The 20,462-nt window shown below is 67.1% G+C and carries 21 protein-coding genes; 12 read left to right on the forward strand and 9 right to left on the reverse strand.

The window, feature by feature from the left end; translation table 11 throughout:
* Positions 1 to 2: 2 nt before the first annotated feature.
* A complete protein-coding gene (locus BM002_RS00275; RefSeq protein WP_092775930.1) occupies positions 3 to 998 on the reverse strand; it encodes a GlxA family transcriptional regulator in 996 nt (331 codons plus the stop codon).
* A gap of 153 nt (positions 999 to 1,151) precedes the next feature.
* On the opposite strand from BM002_RS00275, the gene BM002_RS00280 reads away from it, so the two are divergent.
* The 3 genes from BM002_RS00280 (at position 1,152) to BM002_RS00290 (ending at position 4,496) form a co-directional block, all read left to right on the forward strand.
* Positions 1,152 to 2,516: a class II 3-deoxy-7-phosphoheptulonate synthase gene (locus tag BM002_RS00280; RefSeq protein WP_092775933.1), complete on the forward strand. Its 1,365-nt coding sequence runs from the start codon at positions 1,152 to 1,154 to the stop codon at positions 2,514 to 2,516.
* A gap of 235 nt (positions 2,517 to 2,751) precedes the next feature.
* The gene (locus BM002_RS00285) at positions 2,752 to 3,870 is read left to right on the forward strand and encodes an RtcB family protein (protein WP_092775936.1); all 1,119 of its coding nucleotides are present in this window, start codon (positions 2,752 to 2,754) and stop codon (positions 3,868 to 3,870) included.
* Positions 3,867 to 4,496, forward strand: coding sequence for a peptide chain release factor-like protein (locus tag BM002_RS00290; RefSeq protein WP_092776005.1), 630 nt, complete (start codon positions 3,867 to 3,869; stop codon positions 4,494 to 4,496). Before BM002_RS00285 ends, BM002_RS00290 begins: the two co-directional genes overlap by 4 nt.
* A gap of 3 nt (positions 4,497 to 4,499) precedes the next feature.
* On the opposite strand, the gene BM002_RS00295 is transcribed toward BM002_RS00290, so the two are convergent.
* Complete coding sequence (locus BM002_RS00295) at positions 4,500 to 5,186, reverse strand: PAS domain-containing protein (RefSeq protein ID WP_175484759.1); 687 nt, start codon at positions 5,184 to 5,186, stop codon at positions 4,500 to 4,502.
* 198 nt (positions 5,187 to 5,384) lie between these two features.
* On the opposite strand from BM002_RS00295, the gene BM002_RS00300 reads away from it, so the two are divergent.
* From BM002_RS00300 to BM002_RS00310, 3 genes are read left to right on the forward strand one after another with little or no spacing between them, the layout of a single operon-like run.
* Entirely contained in the window at positions 5,385 to 6,245 is an 861-nt protein-coding gene (locus BM002_RS00300; protein WP_342707286.1) for a YicC/YloC family endoribonuclease, read from the forward strand.
* Positions 6,246 to 6,249: 4 nt separating this feature from the next.
* Complete coding sequence (gene gmk / locus BM002_RS00305) at positions 6,250 to 6,906, forward strand: guanylate kinase (RefSeq protein ID WP_092776011.1); 657 nt, start codon at positions 6,250 to 6,252, stop codon at positions 6,904 to 6,906.
* Positions 6,903 to 7,421 (forward strand): gamma carbonic anhydrase family protein, encoded by a 519-nt coding sequence (locus BM002_RS00310; protein WP_092776014.1) that lies wholly within the window; start codon positions 6,903 to 6,905, stop codon positions 7,419 to 7,421. The genes gmk and BM002_RS00310 overlap by 4 nt, the downstream gene beginning before the upstream one ends.
* 5 nt (positions 7,422 to 7,426) lie before the next feature.
* Here BM002_RS00310 and BM002_RS00315 read toward each other — a convergent pair whose 3' ends face one another.
* Complete coding sequence (locus BM002_RS00315; RefSeq protein ID WP_175484760.1) at positions 7,427 to 8,044, reverse strand: histidine phosphotransferase family protein; 618 nt, start codon at positions 8,042 to 8,044, stop codon at positions 7,427 to 7,429.
* A 21-nt stretch (positions 8,045 to 8,065) separates the two neighbouring features.
* On the opposite strand from BM002_RS00315, the gene BM002_RS00320 reads away from it, so the two are divergent.
* The 3 genes from BM002_RS00320 to olsA all read left to right on the forward strand — a co-directional run bounded on the left by BM002_RS00320 (position 8,066) and on the right by olsA (position 9,954).
* Positions 8,066 to 8,248 (forward strand): DUF3553 domain-containing protein, encoded by a 183-nt coding sequence (locus tag BM002_RS00320; RefSeq protein WP_092776019.1) that lies wholly within the window; start codon positions 8,066 to 8,068, stop codon positions 8,246 to 8,248.
* A gap of 131 nt (positions 8,249 to 8,379) precedes the next feature.
* Positions 8,380 to 9,111, forward strand: a complete 732-nt coding sequence (locus BM002_RS00325) for a GNAT family N-acetyltransferase (protein WP_175484761.1) — start codon at positions 8,380 to 8,382, stop codon at positions 9,109 to 9,111.
* A 9-nt stretch (positions 9,112 to 9,120) separates the two neighbouring features.
* Positions 9,121 to 9,954 carry a lyso-ornithine lipid O-acyltransferase gene (gene olsA, locus BM002_RS00330; RefSeq protein WP_092776025.1) on the forward strand — a complete coding sequence of 278 codons (834 nt, stop codon included), beginning with the start codon at positions 9,121 to 9,123 and terminating at the stop codon, positions 9,952 to 9,954.
* On the opposite strand, the gene BM002_RS00335 is transcribed toward olsA, so the two are convergent.
* Positions 9,955 to 10,566, reverse strand: coding sequence for a thiamine phosphate synthase (locus tag BM002_RS00335; protein WP_092776028.1), 612 nt, complete (start codon positions 10,564 to 10,566; stop codon positions 9,955 to 9,957).
* Between the two features lie 81 nt (positions 10,567 to 10,647).
* On the opposite strand from BM002_RS00335, the gene BM002_RS00340 reads away from it, so the two are divergent.
* Genes BM002_RS00340 through BM002_RS00350 form a run of 3 tightly spaced genes read left to right on the forward strand, consistent with a single transcriptional unit; the run spans position 10,648 to position 14,020 of the window.
* A complete protein-coding gene (locus tag BM002_RS00340) occupies positions 10,648 to 11,385 on the forward strand; it encodes an RNA methyltransferase (RefSeq protein ID WP_092776031.1) in 738 nt (245 codons plus the stop codon).
* Between the two features lie 36 nt (positions 11,386 to 11,421).
* Entirely contained in the window at positions 11,422 to 12,552 is a 1,131-nt protein-coding gene (ctaA, locus tag BM002_RS00345; protein WP_092776034.1) for a heme A synthase, read from the forward strand.
* Position 12,553: 1 nt separating this feature from the next.
* The gene (locus BM002_RS00350; RefSeq protein WP_092776036.1) at positions 12,554 to 14,020 is read left to right on the forward strand and encodes a carboxypeptidase M32; all 1,467 of its coding nucleotides are present in this window, start codon (positions 12,554 to 12,556) and stop codon (positions 14,018 to 14,020) included.
* A gap of 79 nt (positions 14,021 to 14,099) precedes the next feature.
* Here the strand turns inward: BM002_RS00350 and BM002_RS00355 are convergent, their stop codons facing one another.
* From BM002_RS00355 to BM002_RS00375, 5 genes are all read right to left on the reverse strand, one after another.
* The gene (locus tag BM002_RS00355) at positions 14,100 to 14,987 is read right to left on the reverse strand and encodes a dimethyl sulfoxide reductase anchor subunit family protein (protein WP_092776039.1); all 888 of its coding nucleotides are present in this window, start codon (positions 14,985 to 14,987) and stop codon (positions 14,100 to 14,102) included.
* Complete coding sequence (locus BM002_RS00360) at positions 14,987 to 15,745, reverse strand: 4Fe-4S dicluster domain-containing protein (RefSeq protein WP_092776042.1); 759 nt, start codon at positions 15,743 to 15,745, stop codon at positions 14,987 to 14,989. Before BM002_RS00360 ends, BM002_RS00355 begins: the two co-directional genes overlap by 1 nt.
* Positions 15,746 to 15,884: 139 nt before the next feature.
* Entirely contained in the window at positions 15,885 to 18,707 is a 2,823-nt protein-coding gene (locus BM002_RS00365; protein ID WP_092776045.1) for a molybdopterin oxidoreductase family protein, read from the reverse strand.
* A complete protein-coding gene (locus tag BM002_RS00370) occupies positions 18,704 to 19,462 on the reverse strand; it encodes a sulfite exporter TauE/SafE family protein (protein WP_092776048.1) in 759 nt (252 codons plus the stop codon). The genes BM002_RS00365 and BM002_RS00370 overlap by 4 nt, the downstream gene beginning before the upstream one ends.
* Positions 19,455 to 20,432, reverse strand: a complete 978-nt coding sequence (locus BM002_RS00375; protein ID WP_092776052.1) for a phosphotransacetylase — start codon at positions 20,430 to 20,432, stop codon at positions 19,455 to 19,457. The genes BM002_RS00370 and BM002_RS00375 overlap by 8 nt, the downstream gene beginning before the upstream one ends.
* Positions 20,433 to 20,462 lie beyond the last annotated feature (30 nt).

Here is a 20,462-nt window from a genome sequence, read left to right on the forward strand (position 1 = left end):
CCTCAGGCGTGGGTGCCCCGCTCGCGGTAGGGGGTCGTGCCGTAATGCGCGCGGTAGCATTTCGAGAAATGCGAGGGCGAGGAAAAGCCGCAGGCCAGTGCCACGTTGATGATCGACATATCCGTCTGCATCAACAGGTTGCGCGCCCGGGCCAGACGCAATTCCATGTAGTACCGCTTGGGACTGCGGTCGAGGTAGCGGCGGAACAGGCGTTCCAGCTGCCGCGTGGACATGCCGACCTGTTCGGCCAGGGTCGCGGGGCTGACCGGGTCTTCGATGGCCTGCTCCATCTCGCGAATGACCTGCGCCAGACGCGGATGCCGCACGCCGATGCGCGTCGGGATCGACAGGCGCTGCGTGTCCTGGTCGGTGCGGATCGACGAATAGATCAGCTGATCGGCCACCAGGGCCGCCAGATCCTCGCCGAAATCGCGGGCGATGAGATGCAGCATCAGGTCGATGGAGGCGGTGCCCCCGGCGGTGGTGATGCGCTTGCTGTCGACGGTGAAGATCGCCTTGGTCAGGGTGATGTCGGGGAAATCCTCGGCAAAGCCATCCTGGTTTTCCCAATGGATCGTGGCCTTTCGCCCGTCCAGCAACCCGCTTGACGCCAGCGCCCAGGCCGCCGTGCAGAGGCCCCCGATGACGCCGCCCTTGCGGGCCTCGCGGCGCAGCCAGGTCTTGACGCGAGGGGTCGTGGCGCGTGCCACATCGACGCCGCCCACCAGAATGATCGTCTCGTCCCGTCCGATCTCGCCCAGATCGCCGTCCAGCTGGATCGCCACCCCCGAGGAGCAGCGCTTGACCGCCCCGCCTTCGCCGATGACCCGCCATTCATACAGCGTCTGGCCCGACATCCGGTTGGCCAGGCGCAGCGCGTCGATGGCGCTGGAAAAGCACATAAGGGTGAAGTTATCGAGCAGGACGAAAACGTAGCTGCGTCGTCGATCCGATGCCGACGCTGGTGCGGACGTCTGCCCTTTTTGGGTCTGACTCATGCGGCTATTCCCTGGAAGGCGCGATATCGCCCTTCGAATCCCCTATAAAGGGCAAATCCCAACTTTTGTCCCGGATCAAGCCCATCGGCCGTTTGCGGCGGCACTTCGGATGCGCTAGGGCAAAACCTCACATGATCGCCGGAGGATATTGTCATGGCGTGGTCAAAGACCGACTGGAGAGCGAAACCCCGGGTGCAGATGCCCGATTACCTTGATGCCGAGGCGCTGGCCACGGTGGAGGCAAAGCTGTCGCGCTATCCGGTGCTGGTCTTTGCGGGTGAGACGCGGACGCTGAAATCCGAACTGGCCGCCGCCGGCCGGGGCGACGCCTTCCTGTTGCAGGGCGGCGATTGCGCCGAAAGCTTTGCCGAATTCTCTTCCGACACGATCCGCGACACCTTCAAGGTGATGCTGCAGATGGCCATGGTCCTGACCTATGGCGCCAAGGTGCCCGTGGTGAAGGTGGGCCGGATGGCCGGGCAATTCGCCAAGCCACGCTCGGCCCCGACCGAGGTGAAGGATGGCGTCGAGCTGCCGTCCTACCGTGGCGACATCATCAACGAGCTGGATTTCACCCCCGAGTCGCGCATCCCCAATGCCGCCAAGATGCTGGAGGCCTATACCCAGTCGGCGGCGACGCTGAACCTGCTGCGCGCCTTTTCCAAGGGCGGCTTTGCCGACATCCACAAGGTGCATCAGTGGACCCTGGGCTTTGCGCGCGGCGAGCGGGCGGAGCAGTACCGCGACATGGCGAACCGCATTCAGGATTCGCTCGACTTCATGGCCGCCGCGGGCCTCACCTCCGAGACGAATGCCGAACTGGCGACCGTCGATTTCTATACCTCGCACGAGGCGCTCCTTCTTGAGTACGAAGAGGCGCTCTGCCGTCAGGACAGCCTGACCGGCGACTGGCTGGCGGGATCGGGTCACATGATCTGGATCGGCGACCGCACGCGGCAGCCGGACGGCGCGCATGTCGAATTCTGCCAGGGCGTCATCAACCCCATCGGTCTGAAATGCGGCCCGACCACCACCGCCGAAGACCTGAAGGTGCTGATCGACAAGCTGAACCCCAAGAACGAGATGGGTCGCCTGACCCTCATCGCGCGCTTCGGGGCGGGGCAGGTAGGCGACCACCTTCCGCGCCTGATCAAGGCGGTTCGGGAGATGGACGCCAATGTCGTCTGGACCTGCGACGCGATGCACGGCAACACCATCAAGTCCTCCACCGGCTACAAGACGCGACCCTTCGAAAGCGTGCTGCGCGAAGTGCAGGAGTTCTTTGCCATCCACCGCGCCGAAGGCACCGTCCCCGGCGGTGTCCATTTCGAGATGACGGGCAAGGATGTAACCGAATGCACCGGCGGCGTGCGCGCCGTCACGGACGAGGATCTGTCGGATCGCTATCACACCGCCTGCGATCCGCGCCTGAACGCGTCGCAATCGCTGGAGTTGGCCTTCCTCGTGGCCGAAGAGCTTTCGGGCCTGCGCAAGGAGCGGGCGCGCGCCGCATCCTGACGCAAAAGCCACAGGTTGATAATCATGCGGCCCGTCGGACTTCCCGGCGGGCCGTTTTCCGCTTATCTGGCCGATCCACGCAACCCGCAGCCATGAAGGAGGGGACAACATGACAGTACATCAGATCCTTTCCAGCGCGGGTCGCAGCTAGGGGCACAGGCCCCGTACCCAATACTTGCGATCCGTCGACGCGGCCCTGACCCGGCCGTATCCGAAGACATGAAAGATCGTATCGATGGGCAATTCCCCAATCGGAACCGGCGGCGACGTAGCGCAGCTGTCCAAATTCTATCGCGCGGGCACCTGGATCGAGGGCCGCGCCGAAGACCAATTGACCGAAGTCGCGGGCTGGCCGGGCATGTCCCGCATCGCGGCCTTCCCCGACCTGCACCCCGGGCGCTTTGGCCCCGTGGGGGCGGCGTTTCTGGCGGACCGTCTGTGGCCGCAGCTTGTCGGGCCGGACATCGGCTGCGGCATGGCGCTGTTCGCGCTGGACCTGCCGGGGCGCAAGCTGAACCTGGACCGCGCGGCACGGCGCCTGCGCATGCTCGAAGGGCCGGATGACGGGGCCGACGCGGCCCTGGCGGCGGCGGACATCCCCGACCTCACCGCCATGGGCCTTGGCACCATCGGCGGCGGCAACCACTTCTGCGAGGTGCAGGAGGTGGCCGAGGTCGCACCGGGTGCACCGCTGGCCACCGGCGACCTCTGCCTGCTGGTTCATTCCGGCAGCCGGTCACAGGGCGCGGGCATCTTTGCCGCGCTTCAGGGGGAATGGGGCGCGGGCTTCGCCCCGGACAGCGATGCGGGCCGGGCCTATCTTGCGCGGCACGACGCGGCGGTCCGGTGGGCGCGCCTGAACCGGGCCCGGATCGCCGACCGCGCGGCCCAGGCCCTGCGGTGCCAAGCGACGCTGATCTGCGACACCTCGCACAACCACCTGCGCGAGACGGACAACGGCTGGCTCCACTGCAAGGGCGCGGCCGAGGCGGATCGCGGTCTGGCCCCCCTGGCCGGGTCCCGCGACGCGGCTTCCTACCTGCTGGCGGTGACAGGCCGCGACCCCGACGCGCTTGGCGCGCTCAGCCATGGGGCCGGGCGGCGCTATGACCGGGCCGCGATGCACGGGCGGATGCGCGAGGGGCGGGCCGATCTGGCGGCGATGACGCGCAATGCCCTGGGCGGGCGGGTCATCTGCGAGGATCGCGCCCTCCAGGTCGAGGAATCGGGTCGCGCCTACAAGAATGCGGCGGCGGTGGTGGCCGACCTGGCGGCGTTCGACCTGGCGCATCCGCTGGCGACATTGGTGCCACGCATCACCTTCAAGACCGCCCGGACAGGGGGCGAGGCATGAGCATCGCGACGCTTCTGGTCAGCGCGGGCAATGGTCCCGCCGAATGCCGCATGGCAGTCGGATACCTCATCCCCGTGATCGAAGCGGCGGCATCGGCGTCGGGTCTGGCCATGGACGTCGCGGCGCGCGCGGCACCCCATGGTCCGTCGTCGGCCATCCTGACGCTCACCGGGGCGGGGGCCGAGCCCTTTGCCCGCAACTGGACCGGGCCGGTGCTCTGGCAATGCCCCAGTCCGCTGCGCCCGGCCTATCGGCGCAAAAGCTGGTTCGTTCAGGTCTTCGCCCTGCCACACGGACCTTCTCAGGTTCGCATCGATCCGGCAGAGGTGCAGATGCAGGCCATGCGCGCTTCCGGCCCCGGCGGGCAACACGTGAACAAGACCGACAGCGCGATCCGGGCCCGCTGGCGTGATCCGGGCGGGCAGGAGTATGTGGTCGTCGTCCGGGGCAGCCGGTCGCAGCATCAGAACCGCAAGGCCGCGCTCGACCGTCTGGCGGCGCTGGTCACCGCCGATCTGACCGAGGCCGAGGCCTCGCGTCAGGGTCGGGCGCACCGCCTCCATCAATCGGTGCAGCGCGGTGCGGCGCAGAGGACGTTCAGCGGGCCGGACTTCCGGCCCGCATGACGGTCATTTCACCACGCGCAACCATGGAACGGACGAGGGACGCGCCTGAAACGGCGTCTGACCCTCGGCCAGCCCAAGGGCCGAAATCTCGACCGGCAGATGGTGATCGGTCAGCCGCCGCTGCGGCCCCGCGCCATTCCGCGCCCCGGCCAGCGGCACAAGTGTCGCGTTGGTCAGGCTGAACCTGCGCGGCGTGTCGCGCACCATGCGGTCGGTCACCATCACGGTCAGCGCCTTGGTCGGCTGCCCCGCCGCATCCAGCAGCGGCAGGACGAGCATGCGCCCCGTCACGATCCCTTCCTTGCCATCGGAAATCAGGTCCAGTTCCAGCGATGCGGGCGTATCGAACACCTGTTCGATCTGGTCCACCACGCGGGTGCGGTCGGCCACGTCGAAAAAGGCCCGGATCGGCAGGCCGCGCACATCCATCCCCATCAGGTCGTGCATGACATGGCCGCCGAGACGGACGCGCACCGTGCCGTGCCGGACCTGATCCAGGATCATCGCGTGCCCCAGGATCAGCCGCATCGCATGCGGGTCGAGTGCTGCGCGACGCGGAAGGTCCGACCCCTCCCGAAGCGAGGTCCAATAGCGCCAGGCCTCCTCCAGCAGGGGGGATTTGCGCATCATGCGCAGGCCCGTCAGATCGCCGAACTGGGCAGAATTGCCCCCGGTATTTTCAAAATTCATCATACCCACCGTTCCAATGTTCCTTGGTCTTGGCCGCATCTTCGCCATGTCCGGGACGAAAATGCGGCCAACGCCACCACCCAAAGGCAGAAATAAGGCAAGCTGCCTCAAAATGCTCGCATTTCCTTCACCTTTGGTTAATCGGTTCACGCACCACGAAGACTTGCCGCCGGGTCCGCCGCCGCGCTAGGCCGGGGTATGAAATCGATGACGGGATATGCGGCGCGCGATGCGGATGGACGCCGGTGGGAGCTGCGGTCGGTCAATGCGCGCGGGCTTGATCTGCGGTTGCGCCTGCCCGAGGTGCCGGGGCTGGAGCCTGCGGCGCGGGCGGCCTTGTCGGGGGTGGTGGCGCGGGGCAACCTGACCCTGTCGCTGCGCCTTGGGGAGGGCGAGGGTGGGGCGGTGCCGCGCCTCGACCCCGATGCCCTCGCCGCAGCCCTGGCAGTCATCGCCGAGGTGCAGGCTGCGGCAGAGGCGGCGGGTCAACTCCTCGCCCCGCAGAGCGCGACCGACATCCTGAGCGTGCGGGGCGTCTACGAAACCCGCCCGGCGACCGACGGCCTGACCCTGGCCGAGTTACAGGCCGACCTCACCGATCTGATCGCGGCTTTCGACGCCGACCGTGCCCGCGAGGGGGCGGGGCTGCGACAGGTGCTGGCCGACCAGATCGCGGAGATCGCCGACCTGACCGAGCGCGCCGCCCATCTGGCCGAGGCGCGTGCCGATCACATGGCCGAGACCTTCCGCGCGGCTCTGGCGCGCCTGCGGGATGCGCAGATCGACGAGGCCAAATTGGCGCAGGACATCGCCGCCCTGGCCATCAAGGCCGACATCACCGAAGAGATCGACCGGCTCCGCCTGCATGTCACCGCCGCGCGCGACCTGCTGACGACCAAGGGGCCCGTGGGCCGCAAGCTCGACTTCCTGACGCAGGAATTCAACCGCGAGGCGAATACCCTCTGCTCCAAGGCCAACATGGCCGAAATGACCACCCTGGGCCTTGCGCTCAAGGCCGTGATCGACCGCCTGCGCGAGCAGGTCCAGAACGTGGAATGACCCGATGACCCCCTTGCACGACAGCCGACGCGGCCTTGCCGTCATCCTCTCCAGCCCCTCGGGCGCGGGCAAGTCGACGATGGCGCGCCGCCTGATGGCCTGGGATCCGACGCTCAGCTTTTCGGTCTCGGCCACCACCCGGCCGCCCCGCGCGGGCGAGGAGGAGGGGGTGCATTACTATTTCCGCAGTCGGGAGCAGTTCGGCAAGATGGTCCTCGATGGCGAGATGCTGGAACATGCGGAGGTCTTCGGCAATCACTACGGCAGCCCCCGCGCGCCGGTCGAGGCCGCGCTGACGGCGGGTCGCGACGTGATCTTCGACATCGACTGGCAGGGTGGCCAGCAGATCCGCAATTCCGCCCTGGGCCGCGACGTGGTGTCGATCTTCATCCTGCCGCCGTCGATTGCCGAACTGGAACGCCGCCTGCGCGAACGCGGACAAGACAGCGCCGAGGTGATCGCCGGGCGCATGGCCAAGTCCGAGGACGAGATCAGCCATTGGGCGGAATATGACTACGTTCTGGTCAATGACGACCCCGACGCCTGCGAGGCGCGGCTTCGCACCATCCTGACCGCCGAACGTCTGCGCCGCGATCGGCAACCCTGGCTCAGCGGATTTACCCGCAGCCTGAACGACGAATTCCGAGGGAGAACGACATGATCTATGCGCTGGACGGTATCACCCCCGACATCGCCGACGACGCCTGGGTCGCCCCGGATGCCAACATCATCGGCGCGATCACCCTTTTGGCCGGGTCCAACGTCTGGTTCGGCGCCACGCTGCGCGGCGACAACGAACGGATCACCCTGGGCCGGGGCAGCAACATCCAGGAGGCCTGCGTGTTGCACACCGATCTGGGCTTTCCGCTGACCATCGGGGCGGATTGCACCATCGGGCACAAGGCGATGCTGCACGGCTGCACCATCGGGGACGGGTCGCTGATCGGGATGGGGGCGACCGTTCTGAACGGCGCCAGGATCGGGCGCGGCTGTCTGATCGGGGCCGGGGCTCTGATTACCGAAGGCAAGGTGATCCCCGACGGCAGCCTTGTGATGGGCGCGCCGGGCAAGGTGGTCCGCGAACTGGACGATGCCGCGCAAAAGGCGCTTGTCCAGTCCGCGGTTCACTACTGTGCGAATGCAGCGCGGTTCCGGGATGGGTTGAGGCCCGCCTGAGAGGGTCAGACAATCAGGCTCAGGTGGCGTTCATCCGCGCTGACCGAGACGGGGCGCCGCAACTTGCGGCTGATGTCGGCCAGGATGCCGAACTGCACCTCGGAGCCCTTCAGATCGCGGGGCAGGTCGCCCCGGCCGAGCGATTGCCAGAGCAACTCGTCGATCTTGAGGCGTTTGGCATCGACGTGGATGACCCAGGCCGCTTCGTTGCGGACGACCTCGATTTCCGCCCCCCAGGGGGTCGCCACCTCGATGCAGTTGAGCGCAAGGCAAGCCAGCCGCATTTCGGCGCGGCTGCGCGTCTCCTCGTCGCGCCAGATGACCCGCGACCGTGTCTCGCGGTACATCGCATCAAGGGTCGCGCGGATGTCGCGGGCCGACATCGCCGCCGCATCCGTCGCCGAACCGAAGGCCACGCGAAAGAACTTGATCCGCGCCACCGCCGCATCGACGGATGCCCGGATGAGCGCCATTTCCTCGCCGCCACCGCCGGACAACTCCAGCAATTCCAGTCCGTTGCCGATTGCGCCGATCGGACTGATCAGGTCGTGGCAGAGCCGCGATCCAAGCAGTGCCAGCAAATCAGGCTCGTTTCCCGTCTGGTCCATGGCTATATCGTTCATGTCCTTCATCGGAGGCCTTTCATGGTCCGTGACCTCAATTCCATCCTAGAACCCGGTATGCTTGTCCGCCACCCCGAGGTGCCCGACTGGGGTCTGGGTCAGGTTCAATCGGTCATCGGTCCCCGTATAACTGTCAATTTCGAGAATGCGGGCAAACAACTGATCGACGGGTCCAGAATAACCCTGACCCCGGTGTTCGACTGAATTCGCCCACGGCTACAATACCCCGGGTCTTGCACGAGATGGTTAACAGAAGGTTTACAGCAGGGATTCGCGCGTCAGCGTCGGCGCCTCCCCGCTTGCCTGCGGTGCCGCGGCGCAATAGGCAACCAGGCATGGAGACGAGCCTGACGCTGAGCATTTCGCGCGACCCTGCGGACCTTTGGGCCGTTCGCGCGCTGCGTCACCGGGTCTTCGTCGAGGAGATGGGCGCGACCCCGGGCCCCGACGGGCAGGAGGGGGACGAGTTCGACGCGGGCTGCGATCACCTGATCCTGCGCGACCGCGCGCGGCCCGACCTCGGCGTCGTCGCCACCCTGCGAACCAGACCCGGCGCGGCCTATACCGCGCGGGAGTTCGACGTCGCAGCCTTGCAGGCCACCGGGCGCAAGATGGCCGAGCTTGGGCGGGCCTGCTTGCACCGCGACTATCGTGGGGGATTGGCGGGGCTAATTATTTTCAAGGGCTTGCTCGACATTCTTCACGCGAATGGCGTGGGCCTTGTGGTCGGCACGGCGTCCTTTCCCGGGGCCGACGTCACCCCGCATTTGCCCGCCCTGCGGCGTCTGCGGGCCGAGGCATTGGCCCCGCCGCACCTCTGCCCGGTGGCGCGGGGTGCAGGTGCCGTTCCCATCAGCGGCGATGCGCCGCGCACGGCGATGACGGGGGTTCCGGCGCTCATCAAGACCTACCTCCGGGCCGGGGCATGGGTCGGCGACGGCGCCTATATCGATCGCAACTTCAACACCGTCGACATCTGCATGGTCCTCGACCTGGACCGGGTGGCACCCCTGGGTCGACAGGCGGGGCGGCGGATCACCACAAAGGGAGCAGACACGAATGTCTGACAATCGCCCATGATGTGGGACAACACGACCAAGCCGCCGGTGCGCAAACTGGGGCCAATGGATTGGGTTCGGGTCGTCCTGCGCGGCATCATACTGGCCGTGGTGACCTTCGGCGGGCTGCTCATCCTGTTGCTGACCCGGCTGATCGAGGCGCCGATCCACGGGATGCAGCGCCCCTGGACGCCGCGCATCACCATGGCGGTCTGCAAGTCGGCCTTCGTCATCCTGGGCATGCGGCGCGATGTGCGCGGGCAGGTGATGCAGGGCAAGGGCGCCGTGGTGGCGAACCACGGGTCCTGGCTGGATATCTTTGCGCTCAATGCCTCCAAGCCGATCTATTTCGTGGCCAAGGACGACGTGGCGAAATGGCCCGGCATCGGTTGGCTGGCGCGGGCGACCGGGACCGTCTTTATCAAGCGCGACCGCAGCGATGTGACGCGGCAGCTCGCCGTCTTCGACGAGCGGCTGCGGGCCGGTCACAAGCTCCTGTTCTTTCCCGAAGGGACCACGACCGACAGCCTGCGTGTGATCCGTTTCAAGCCGACGCTGTTCGGGGCCTTCCTGACGGAGGAACTGCGCGAATACATGCAGGTTCAGCCGGTCACCGTGGCCTATCATCCGCCCCCGGGCGTGCCCGAGACGTTCTATGGCTGGTGGGGCGATCACGACTTTGCCGCGCATCTGGTGCAGATGCTGGCCGTGCCGGGACATGGGCGGGTGGAGGTGATCTATCACCCGCCGCTCAAGGTCAGCGATTTCACCGACCGTCGTGAATTGGCGCAAGCCGCCGAAGACATCGTGCGGGCGGGCCTGCGCGACGCCGGGCGTCACATCGGCGAATGATCAGCCGCGCAGCGGGGCCGTCAACTCGCGCAGGCGGGCCATCGGGTCGTCAGCGGTCCAGATCTCTTCGCCCAAGGCGATGAAATCCGTGGCCCCGGCCAGCGCCGCGATGGTGTCGAGGTCGAGCGCGCCTTGAGCCACGACCGGCACCTCGATCATCTCGGACCACCACTGGAACAGGTCGATGTCGGCCCGCGCGCCGCTGCCCAGAACCGTGGGGCCCGCGGGCCCGAAGGCGACGTAGTCCGCCCCGGCTTCCCCGGCGGCCATTCCGTCATGGCGCGAGGTGCCGCAGAAGGCCCCGATGATCGGATCGCTGCCCCAGTCGTCGCGCAGTTTGCGCAACGGGCGCGGGTCGGTCAGATGCACCCCGTCCAGGCCAAGCCGTTCGACCAGTGCCGCGTGATCGGTGATGACCAGCGGCACATCGAAGCGATGCGCCACGTCGCGGCACAGGTCGGCCGCGCGCATCAGCCGGTCTTCGTCGCGGGTTGCAAGGTCGAGGCGCAGGCAGGCGATGTCGGCCCCCTCCAGCACGGCGGCCAGACGGTCGGGAAATCCGGCGTCGATCTCGGGCGGGGTGACGAGGTAAAGCTGCGGCATCTCGGACATGGTCTTCTTCCCCTTGAATCTCGGCCTTCGATTAGCGGTCAGGGCGTTGCGCCGCAAGCGGCGGCGGGGTAGGGCGCGAGGATGGAGAACAAGTCCCCTGCCTTCGTGCTCGTGCGGCCCCAGATGGGCGAGAATATCGGCGCGGCGGCGCGCTCGATGCTGAACTTCGATCTGGACCGGATGCGCGTGGTGGCCCCCCGCGACGGCTGGCCCAATGAGCGCGCCGTGGCGCTGGCGTCGGGGGCCGGACGGGTGCTGGACGCCGCCCAACTGACCGCCACGACGGCCGAGGCGGTGGCCGACTGCACCATGGTCTTTGCCACCACCGCGCGGGACCGCGACCTGACCAAGCCCGTCTATTCCCCCGAAGGCGCCATGGCCGAGGCGCGCGACCGCATTGCCCGGGGTGAGAAGGTCGCGGTGCTGTTCGGGCCCGAGCGGACGGGCCTTGAGAATGACGATATCGTGCTGGCCAACGCCATCGTGACTGTGCCCACGAACCCGGCCTTTCCGTCGCTGAACCTTGCACAATGCGTGCTGTTGATGGGCTACGAATGGCGGCGCGCCCTCGATGCGCCCGCCGCGATGCAGATGGAGCTGGCGGGCACCGACTGGGCCGCGCAGGCCGAGATGGAGGCGCTGGTCGCCCATTACGAGGAACGGCTGGAGGAAGCGGGTTTCTTCTTTCCCGAGGCCAAGGCCCCGGCCATGCGCCGCAACCTGCGCAATCTCTGGAGCCGGATGCCCCTGACCCGGGCCGACGTGCAGATCTTTCACGGCATGATGCGACAGATGGTGCGCTGGAAGGAGCGGGGCTGAGCCCCTACCTCAGGCCCTATACGCAGAGGAACGACCATGGCGAAACGTGCGATTTTCGAGGATGTGACCACCGCCGCGCGGCCCGCGACGACCGGCGGCGTGATCGATGCCGGGCGACGCGGCTCGCGGCTGGCGGTGCGGGCCTGGCTGGCGGTGCTGCTGGCGTTGGTGGTGCTGATCATCCCGGTGGGCGGGATGACGCGGCTCACCGACTCGGGCCTGTCGATCACCGAATGGAACCTGGTGACGGGGACCGTCCCGCCGCTCTCGGCCGAGGCCTGGGAGGTTGAGCTGGAGAAATACCGCGCAATCCCCGAATACCAGCTGCAGAATCGCGGCATGTCGATGGCGGAGTTCAAGTTCATCTATTGGTGGGAATGGGGCCACCGCCAATTGGGCCGGATCATCGGCCTTGTCTGGGGCCTGGGCTTCCTGTGGCTGCTGGCGACGAAACGCATCCCGCCGGGCTGGACCCCGCGCCTTGTGGGCGTGGGCGCGGCCATCGGTGTGCAGGGGGCCATCGGCTGGTGGATGGTGTCGAGCGGGCTGACGGGCACGATGCTCGACGTCGCGTCCTACCGCTTGGCCACGCATCTGGGCGGGGCCTTCGCGATTCTGGCCTTCATCTCCTGGTGTCTGCTGTCGCTGTCGCGCCCCGAGGCGGAGCTCTTGCAGGCCCGCCGCCTGTCCGAGCCGCGCCTGATGACGGCGGGCAATTGGTTGATCGGGCTGACCTTCGTGCAGATCCTCTGGGGTGCGCTGGTGGCGGGCATCGACGCGGGGCGCAACTACATCGACTGGCCCCTCATGGCTGGCGGTCTGACCCCGCCCGGCATGTGGGAGCTGGAGCCGATCTGGCGCAACCTGTTCGAGAACGACGGCACCGTGCAATTCTTCCACCGGCTGTCGGGCTACATCCTGTTTGCCGTCATCGTCGGTGTCTGGTGGGTCGCCCGACGGTCCGCAAACCGCAAGACCAAGGTGGCCTTTTCGGGCGTGATGCACATGGCGATCCTGCAGATGATCCTCGGGATCGTGACTGTGATGAATTCCTCGCCCTGGTATCTGGCGATCCTGCACCAGTTCGGGGCCGTCATCCTGATCATCCTCACCGTGCGGGCCCGGCACCGCGCGACCTATCCCCTCAAGCAATCTGTAAGGACCTGAGATGTCTGATTTTGACCGGCTGATGGCCTGGCAGCGCACGACCGAGGCCCTGGGCCAGGTCGCGGGGCGCACCGGATGGGATCAGGAGGCAATCATGCCGCGCGGGTCCGCGCCGCAGCGCGCCGAAGAGATGGCCGCCCTGGAAGAGGTGCTGCACGCCCGCCGGACGGCCCCCGAACTGGGCGAGCTGCTGGCCAAGGCCACGGCCCCCGATGCCGTGGGCGAGGCCAACCTGCGGGAAGTCCGCCGGTCGTATGACCGCAACATCAAGGTGCCCGCCGATCTGGCCGCCGAACTGGCCCGGGTCACGTCGCTGGCACAGGGGCAATGGGCGGCGGCCCGTGCCAAGGGGGACGCGCCCGCCTTCCTTCCGGTTCTGGCCGAAGTCGTGCGCCTGCGCCGCGAGGAAGCGGCCGCACTGGCCGAGGGCGGCGATCTCTATGATGCGCTGATGCAGGATTACGAGCCGGGCGGGAACGCCGACCAGATGGCCGCGATGTTCGATGCCATGCGCCCCCGGCTGGTCGCGCTGCGCCAGCGGGCGCTTGACGGCGCACCGGCCCCGCGCCTGTCGGGGGACTTCCCGAAGGCCGGGCAACTGACGCTGGCCCATGAAATCGCCGGGGCCTTCGGCTATGATTTCCAGCGCGGGCGTCTGGACCTGGCCGTGCATCCCTTCTCCTCGGGGTCGGGCATGGATGTGCGGATCACCACGCGGGTGGACGAGCGGGATCCGTTCAATTGCCTCTATTCGACGATCCACGAGGTCGGGCACGCCTGCTATGAGCAGGGCGTCGATGCCGCCCATTTGCTGACCCCCATCGGGCGCGGCGCATCCATGGGCGTTCACGAGAGTCAGTCGCGGTCCTACGAGAACCAGATGGGCCGGTCCGAGGCCTATTGCGGCTGGCTGTTCGGGCGGATGCGCGATGTGTTCGGGGATATCGGCCTGACGTCGGAGCGGGAGTTCTACCGGGCCGTGAATGCCGTCCGTTCGGGCTTTATCCGGACCGAGGCCGACGAGGTGCATTACAACCTCCACGTGATGCTGCGCTTCGATCTCGAGCGGGCATTGATCCGGGGCGAGCTGGAGGTGGACGACCTGGAAGGCGCGTGGAATGCGCGGTTCAAGGCGGATTTTGGCGTCGATGTCGACACACCGGCGAACGGCTTCATGCAGGACGTGCATTGGGCCGTGGGCCTTATGGGTTATTTCCCGACCTATTCGCTCGGCAACCTCTTTGCCGGATGCCTGATGGCTGCCGCGCGGCGCGACGTGCCGGGAATCGACGCGGGTCTGGCCCAGGGCGACCCGTCGCTGGCGACCGGATGGATGCGGGAGCGGTTGCAGCAGTTCGGTGCGCTGCGCCTGCCGGTCGAGACCATCGAGCGGGCCACGGGCGAGGCACCATCGGCGGAGCCTCTGTTGGCCTATCTGGAAGCGAAGTTCGGTGATCTCTATCCGTGACGGGGTGCCGCTCGCAGGCGTTGCGACGTGAGTATTTGGGAAGCAGAGAAGGGGGGCCGCGCGCCTCCCTTTCTTGTTCTTACCCTGCGCGTTTGGCGCCGTGGGCCCCGTAGTAGAGGCCGACGACATGCTCGGCTTCGGCAAAGAAGAGCCAGCGCTGAACCAGCACACCCGCCAGATGGGAAAGGACAGCGACGATGGCGGGCATGTGGTGCGGCCCGAAGATCAGAAGGACTGCGACCGGGATCACGACCATCAGCGCCAGCGCGATGACCCGCAGCTTGGCCGCGTGTTTGCGCCCGATCTGATAGACCATCTCGTGGGTCAGATAGTTTTCACCAGTGTGGGGCTTTTCCCAGAGGCTGACGCGGCCCTGAAGGCGGGTCGCCGTCTCGATGGTGGAGCCGGCCTCGGCAAAACGCCGGTCGCCCTTGATCCAGTGCCAGGCCGTGATCGCCCCGAGAACGACCATCAGGATGAGGGCCGCATCGACATTGCCCGACAGGAGCGCGCCGCCCGCCAGCGAGGCGGCGAGGAAGAAGGCGGGGGTCGCAGGCTGGTTCCAGCGCGGGATCGTCTTGAGCTGCGCGTAGATCATCGATGTGGTGAAGACGGTGGCCAGCGACAGGATCGCGCCGATCCAGCCCAGGGGCGCGACGGTTGTGCCGAAGAACACCTGAAGCGCTGCATGGAGGCCCATGACCAGCAGGGCGGCGACGGCGCACCAGGCCTCGCGGCTGAGCCAGGAGGTGCGCCACTGGCTATACGATTTGACGGCGTTCTTCTTGTTTCCAAGGTGGAACAACGCCGACATGAGGCCGCCGACCGCCAGGGCGTAGGCGATCAGGTAGAAGACGAAGGCGACCCAGCCGGTGACGGTTGGAAAGCCGAAGCCCAGAAAGAACAGAAGGCCGAAGCCTGCACCCGACAGGGACGAGAAGATGATGACGGACGGGGCGGGATGCATCAGAGTTTCTCCAGCGCGCGGTCGAGCCAGCCAAGGAAGCCTTTGGGGTCTTCGGCGACGGGAGCGAGGAAGGGGGCGAGGATGTCTTCGTCGCCGGTCATCACGTCCGCGATGGTGTCCCGGGGACGGGGGGGCAGATACTGGTTCACGGGTCGCGTGCCCTGTTCCGGCATGAGGTCGACGCCGCCCCTGTCGGCCACCAGAAGACTGACGGCAGAGGTCGGATCGCCCAGGTCGCCGAAGTGGCGCGCGCCCGCGGGACAGGTGCGCACGCAGGCCGGTTCGCGGTCTTCCTCGGGCAGGTTCTCGTTGTAGATGCGGTCGACGCAGAGGGTGCATTTCTTCATCACCCCCGCCGCCTGATCCATCTCGCGCGCGCCGTAGGGGCAGGCCCAGGCGCAGAGGCCGCAGCCCATGCAAGCGTCTTCATTTACAAGGACAATTCCGTCTTCCACGCGCTTGTAGCTGGCCCCGGTGGGGCAGACGGTGACGCAGGGGGCGTCGTCGCAGTGCAGGCAGGATTTCGGGAAATGAGTGGTGCGGGCGAGGCCGGTTTCGGGCTGGCTCTGAAAGCTGTGGATGCGGTTCAGGAAGGTGCCGGACGGCTTGCCGTAGGGGTCCTGATCGGACAGGGGCGCGCCGTAATTCTGGGTGTTCCAGCCCTTGCAGGCGGTGACGCAGGCATGACAGCCGACGCAGGTGTCAAGGTCGATGACGAGGCCGAGCTTCTTGTCGGTATGGCTGGGCAGGGCGGTCATGCACGGCTCCTTTCGGCGTCGGATTTCAGGTATGATCCACGGGTGATCCACGGATGATCTACGTCTGACGTCACTGGGCGCACATTTGGCGCATCGATCAGCATGGTTTTGTGCGTTTTTGTGGCTTGGGGTGTGGTCATTACTTCACCTCCCACGCCAGTTTGTCGGGACCGGTGCCGACGGGGGAGGACTGGCGGCCCGTGTTCGGTCTGGAGGTGCCATCGGCGGGGGCGGCGACTTTCTCGATCTTGACCTTGAGGTCGAACCACGCGGCCTGACCCGTGATCGGGTCGGAATTGGACCAGCGCATCCCGTCCTGTTTCGGGGGCAGCAGTTCGTGGATCAGGTGGTTCAGAAGGAAGCCCTCTTTCGCCTCGGGGGCGTTGTCGTGGAGCGCCCATGCGCCCTTGCGCTTGCCGATGGCGTTCCACGTCCAGATCGTGTTGCGGTTGAGCGCGGGCATATGCGCGACCGGTACGGTGATTTCGCCGTGGGGCGAGGTGATGCGCGCCCATGACCCTTCGTCGAAGCCGTGCTTTTCCCAGAGTTCAGTCGGGACATACATCGGGTTGCGCCCGTGGATCTGGCGCAGCCAGGCGTTTTGCGTGCCCCAGGAGTGATACATCGCCATGGGGCGCTGTGTGAGGGCGGTCACGGTAAATTCGCCCGCGTCCCCCCCATGGGCGGCGGCGGCATCCCACCAGATCGGCAGCGGGTCCATGGTCGCCTTGATCCGCTCGCGCAGGTGGTCGGGGGGCTGGCGTGGCCCATGGCCTTCGGCGGCCAGCTGGAAGCGGCGGAGCGGTTCGCACCAGAGGGTGAAGAGATAGGGCGAGGCCTTGTCGAAGAGGCCGATCTCGACCGCCCAGTCCTGATAGGCCTTGTTCCAGGGTTTGTAGAACTGCGCATCGTCCGGGATATGCGCGATCGCATAGCCGCCGTTGTCGATATAGGCCTGCATCTGCGTGGGGTTGGGCGCGCCACGCCCGGTCTGGTCGCCGTTTTCGCCGCGATAGCCCATCAGGGGGCCGACGCCGGGGCGGCGTTCGTGGCGGACGATGTAATCGGCGTAATCCTTGAACTTCGGACTGCCGTCGTCCTTGACGAAGCCCGGCAGGCCGAGGCGTGCGCCAAGGTCGATGAGGGCCGATTGGAAGCCTTTGACGTTGCGGTCGGGGTCCACCACCGGCCATCGGATGGCGTCGGCGGCGGCCTCCGCCTCGCAGATCGGGCGGTCGAGGAGCGAGATGCAGTCGTGACGCTCCAGATAGGTCGTGTCGGGCAGGATCAGGTCGGCGTAGGCCACCATCTCGGACGAATAGGCGTCGGAATAGATGATGTGCGGGATGACGTAGTCGCCGTTGTCGTCCTTGTCGGACAGCATCTTCATGGTGCCCGACGTGTTCATCGACGAATTCCACGCCATGTTCGCCATGTACATGAACAGCGTGTCGATCCTGTAGGGGTCGCCCGCGTGGGCATTGCTGATGACCATGTGCATCATGCCATGCGCCGACATCGGGTTTTCCCAGGTGAATGCCTTGTCGATGCGGGCGGGGGTGCCGTCGTCGCGCAGGGCGAGGTCGGCGGGGCCATGGACGAAGCCCAGATGCGGGCCATCCAGCGGCGCGCCGGGGGTGACCTTGCAGTGGGGTTTCGGATGCGCGGTCGCGGGCTTGGGGTAGGGCGGTTTGAAGCGGAAGCCGCCGGGGGTTTCCACGCTGCCGATGAGGATCTGGAGCATGTGGAGCGCGCGGCAGGTCTGAAACCCGTTGGCATGGGCACTGATGCCCCGCATGGCGTGCATCGACACCGGGCGGCCCGTCATCGTCTTGTGGGTGCGGCCCCGGAAGTCGGTCCATTCCTGTTCGATCTCGATCGCCTCGTCAAAGGCGACGCGGGCGATTTCGGCGGCAAGGCCCCGGATGCGGCCCGCCGGGATGCCGGTCCGCTCGGCCACGGTGTCGGGGGCGTAGTCGGCGCTCAGGTACTTGTCGATCATGTGCTGGAACACGGTGCGATGGCGGATGCCTCCCACCTCCCAGACGCCGGCAAGGTCGGGGTTCACGTCTTCGGCGTCGAAACAGCGGGCGCGTTTCTGGGTCCGGTCCCAGACCAGCTTGTGCCCGTCGTCGTCCAGCAGGGCGAGGCCATGGGTGGCCGAATTCGGGTCGGCGTCGATCAGGACGGGGGCGTCGGTGAAGTCGCGCAGGTATTCGAGGTCGATCTTCCCCGCCTTCATGAGGCAATGGACGAGCGACAGGATCAGCAGGCCATCGGTGCCCGGCGTGATGCCGAACCAGTCGTCGGCCACGGCGTTGTAGCCCGAGCGGATGGGGTTCACGCCGACGACCTTGGCGCCGTTCTTCTTGATCTTGCCGATCCCCATCTTGATCGGGTTGCTGTCGTGATCCTCGGCCACGCCGAAGAGGATGAAGAGCTTGGTGCGGTCCCAGTCGGGCTGGCCGAATTCCCAGAAGGCGCCGCCCATGGTGTAGATGCCGCCCGCCGCCATGTTGACCGAGCAGAAGCCGCCGTGGGCCGCGTAGTTCGGGGTGCCGAAGGCCTGCGCCCACCAGGAGGTGAAGGATTGGGATTGGTCGCGCCCGGTGAAGAAGGCGAGTTTCGAAGGGTCGGTTTCGCGGATCGGGCGCAGCCAGCCCTCGGCGATGGAATAGGCCTCGTCCCAGGAGATTTCCTCGAACTTGCCCTCGCCGCGCTCGCCCACGCGTTTCAGGGGCGCGCGCAGGCGGGAGGGGGCGTTGTGCTGCATGATGCCGGCGCTGCCTTTGGCGCAGAGGACGCCGCGATTGACGGGGTGGTCGCGGTTGCCCTCGATATAGGCGACCTTGCCGCCCTTCATGTGGACGTCGATGCCGCAGCGGCAGGCGCACATGTAGCAGGTCGTCTTGCGCACCTCGTCGGAGACCTTGGGCGACAGGTTCAGCTTGGGCTGGTTCATAGTGTCTCCAGTGCGAGGCGGACGAGGCTGGCGGCGGCGAGGCCGATCAGCAGGGTCAGGCAGAGCGGTTTGTAGTAGCGTTCGTACCTTGGCACAAAGAGGGCGCGTCCGGCAAAGACCCCGATCAGGGTGGGGACGATCAGGACAAGGCCACGGGTGGCCGCCGTGCCGGTCATGGTGCCGACGATCAGGTGGGTGGCAAGGCCGAGCGTGCCCGCCCCCAGAAGGTAGATGTTGAGCGTGCCGCGCATGGTGCGGGCGGGCAGCTGACGGGCAAGGGTGTAGAGCGCGATGAACATGCCGCCCGCGCCCGAAAGCCCGGTGATGAGGCCCGCGCCGAGGCCGGTCCCCCAGAGGCCGGGACGGGTGGCGAGTAACGGCAGTTTCAGGCGCGACAATTGCGCCAGCGCCAGGACGATCAGGACGGACAGGGCGACGGTCTTGGAGGTGGTTGCCGGGATCGCGAGGCTGAGGAGCAGGCCCGCAGGCAGACCGATGGCCGAGGTGATGCCGAGGGTCACGGCGATCGAGCGGTCGGCGTCTGCCCATCCGCCCTTCATCAAGAGGAGCGAGGAGGACATCTCGAGAAACCAGAACACCGGGATCAGCTGAATCGGCGGGATGACCGTGGCCAGCATCGCCATGGCCAGCGCCGAAAGGCCGAAGCCCGCGAAGCCCCGGATGGCACCGGCCAGAAAGCAGGCGGCGACGGCGAACCAGGCGACACCGGGGGACAGACCCAGCAGATCAGCCATGGGCCGCGTCGATCTGGGCCGAGGTCACGGCGATCATGTCGAGGATGTCGTCGGCGGTGCAACCCCGCGACAGGTCGTTGGCGGGCTGTGCCAGCCCTTGCAGGACCGGACCGATGGCGGTGGCCCCGCCGATGCGCTGCGCGATCTTGTAGCCGATGTTGCCCGCGTCGAGATCGGGGAAGATGAGCACGTTTGCCTGCCCCGCGACCGCGCTGCCCGGAGCCTTGGAGGCACCCACGCCCGCGTCGAAGGCGGCGTCGAACTGAAGCTCTCCGTCCAAGGCGAAGTCTGCCGTCGCGCGTGCGATTTCAACGGCTTCGATGACCTTGTTCACACGCATGTGGTGCGCGCTGCCCTTGGTGGAGAAGGACAGCATGGCGACCTTCGGGTCCACCCCCAGAAGCGCGCGGGCCGAGGCGGCGGATTGGTGGGCGATTGCCGCCAGCTCTTCGGGCGACGGGTCGATGACCAGTCCGCAGTCCGAAAAGATCAGCCCCGCACCCGGGCGGGTCGGGTGGCTTTCGGGCAGGACCATCAGAAAGAAGCTGGAGACGAGGGGCGCACCCTCGGCCATGCCGACGATCTGGAGCGCGGCGCGCACGGTGTCGGACGTGGTGTGGATGGCCCCGCCGATGGTGCCCCCGGCCAGCCCCTCGCGCACCATCAGCGCGGCCCAGACGAGCGGGTCGCCGATGGCCTCGACCGCCTGAACGGGGGTCGGTTTGCGTCGGGCGCGGGCGGCGAGGAACGCCTCGGCCATGGCGTTGCGGCGCGGGCTGGTCTTCGGGTCCTCAAGGGTGACGCCGGGGGGCACGGGCGTGCCTTCGGGGGCCAGCAGGGTAATGCGCGCCAGACCCTCCGCGACGGCGCGGCCCGCAGCATCCCGAACCCGGGGGTCGGTGCCTTCGGGCAGCACGATGTGGTGCCGGGCCACGCGGGCCCGGTCCCGAAGGGTCAGGAGCGGCGACATCACGCCGACCCTTTTGTTGTGCGATTACAG

The sequence above is a fragment of the Jannaschia pohangensis genome, from assembly GCF_900113875.1.
Classification (GTDB): domain Bacteria; phylum Pseudomonadota; class Alphaproteobacteria; order Rhodobacterales; family Rhodobacteraceae; genus Jannaschia; species Jannaschia pohangensis.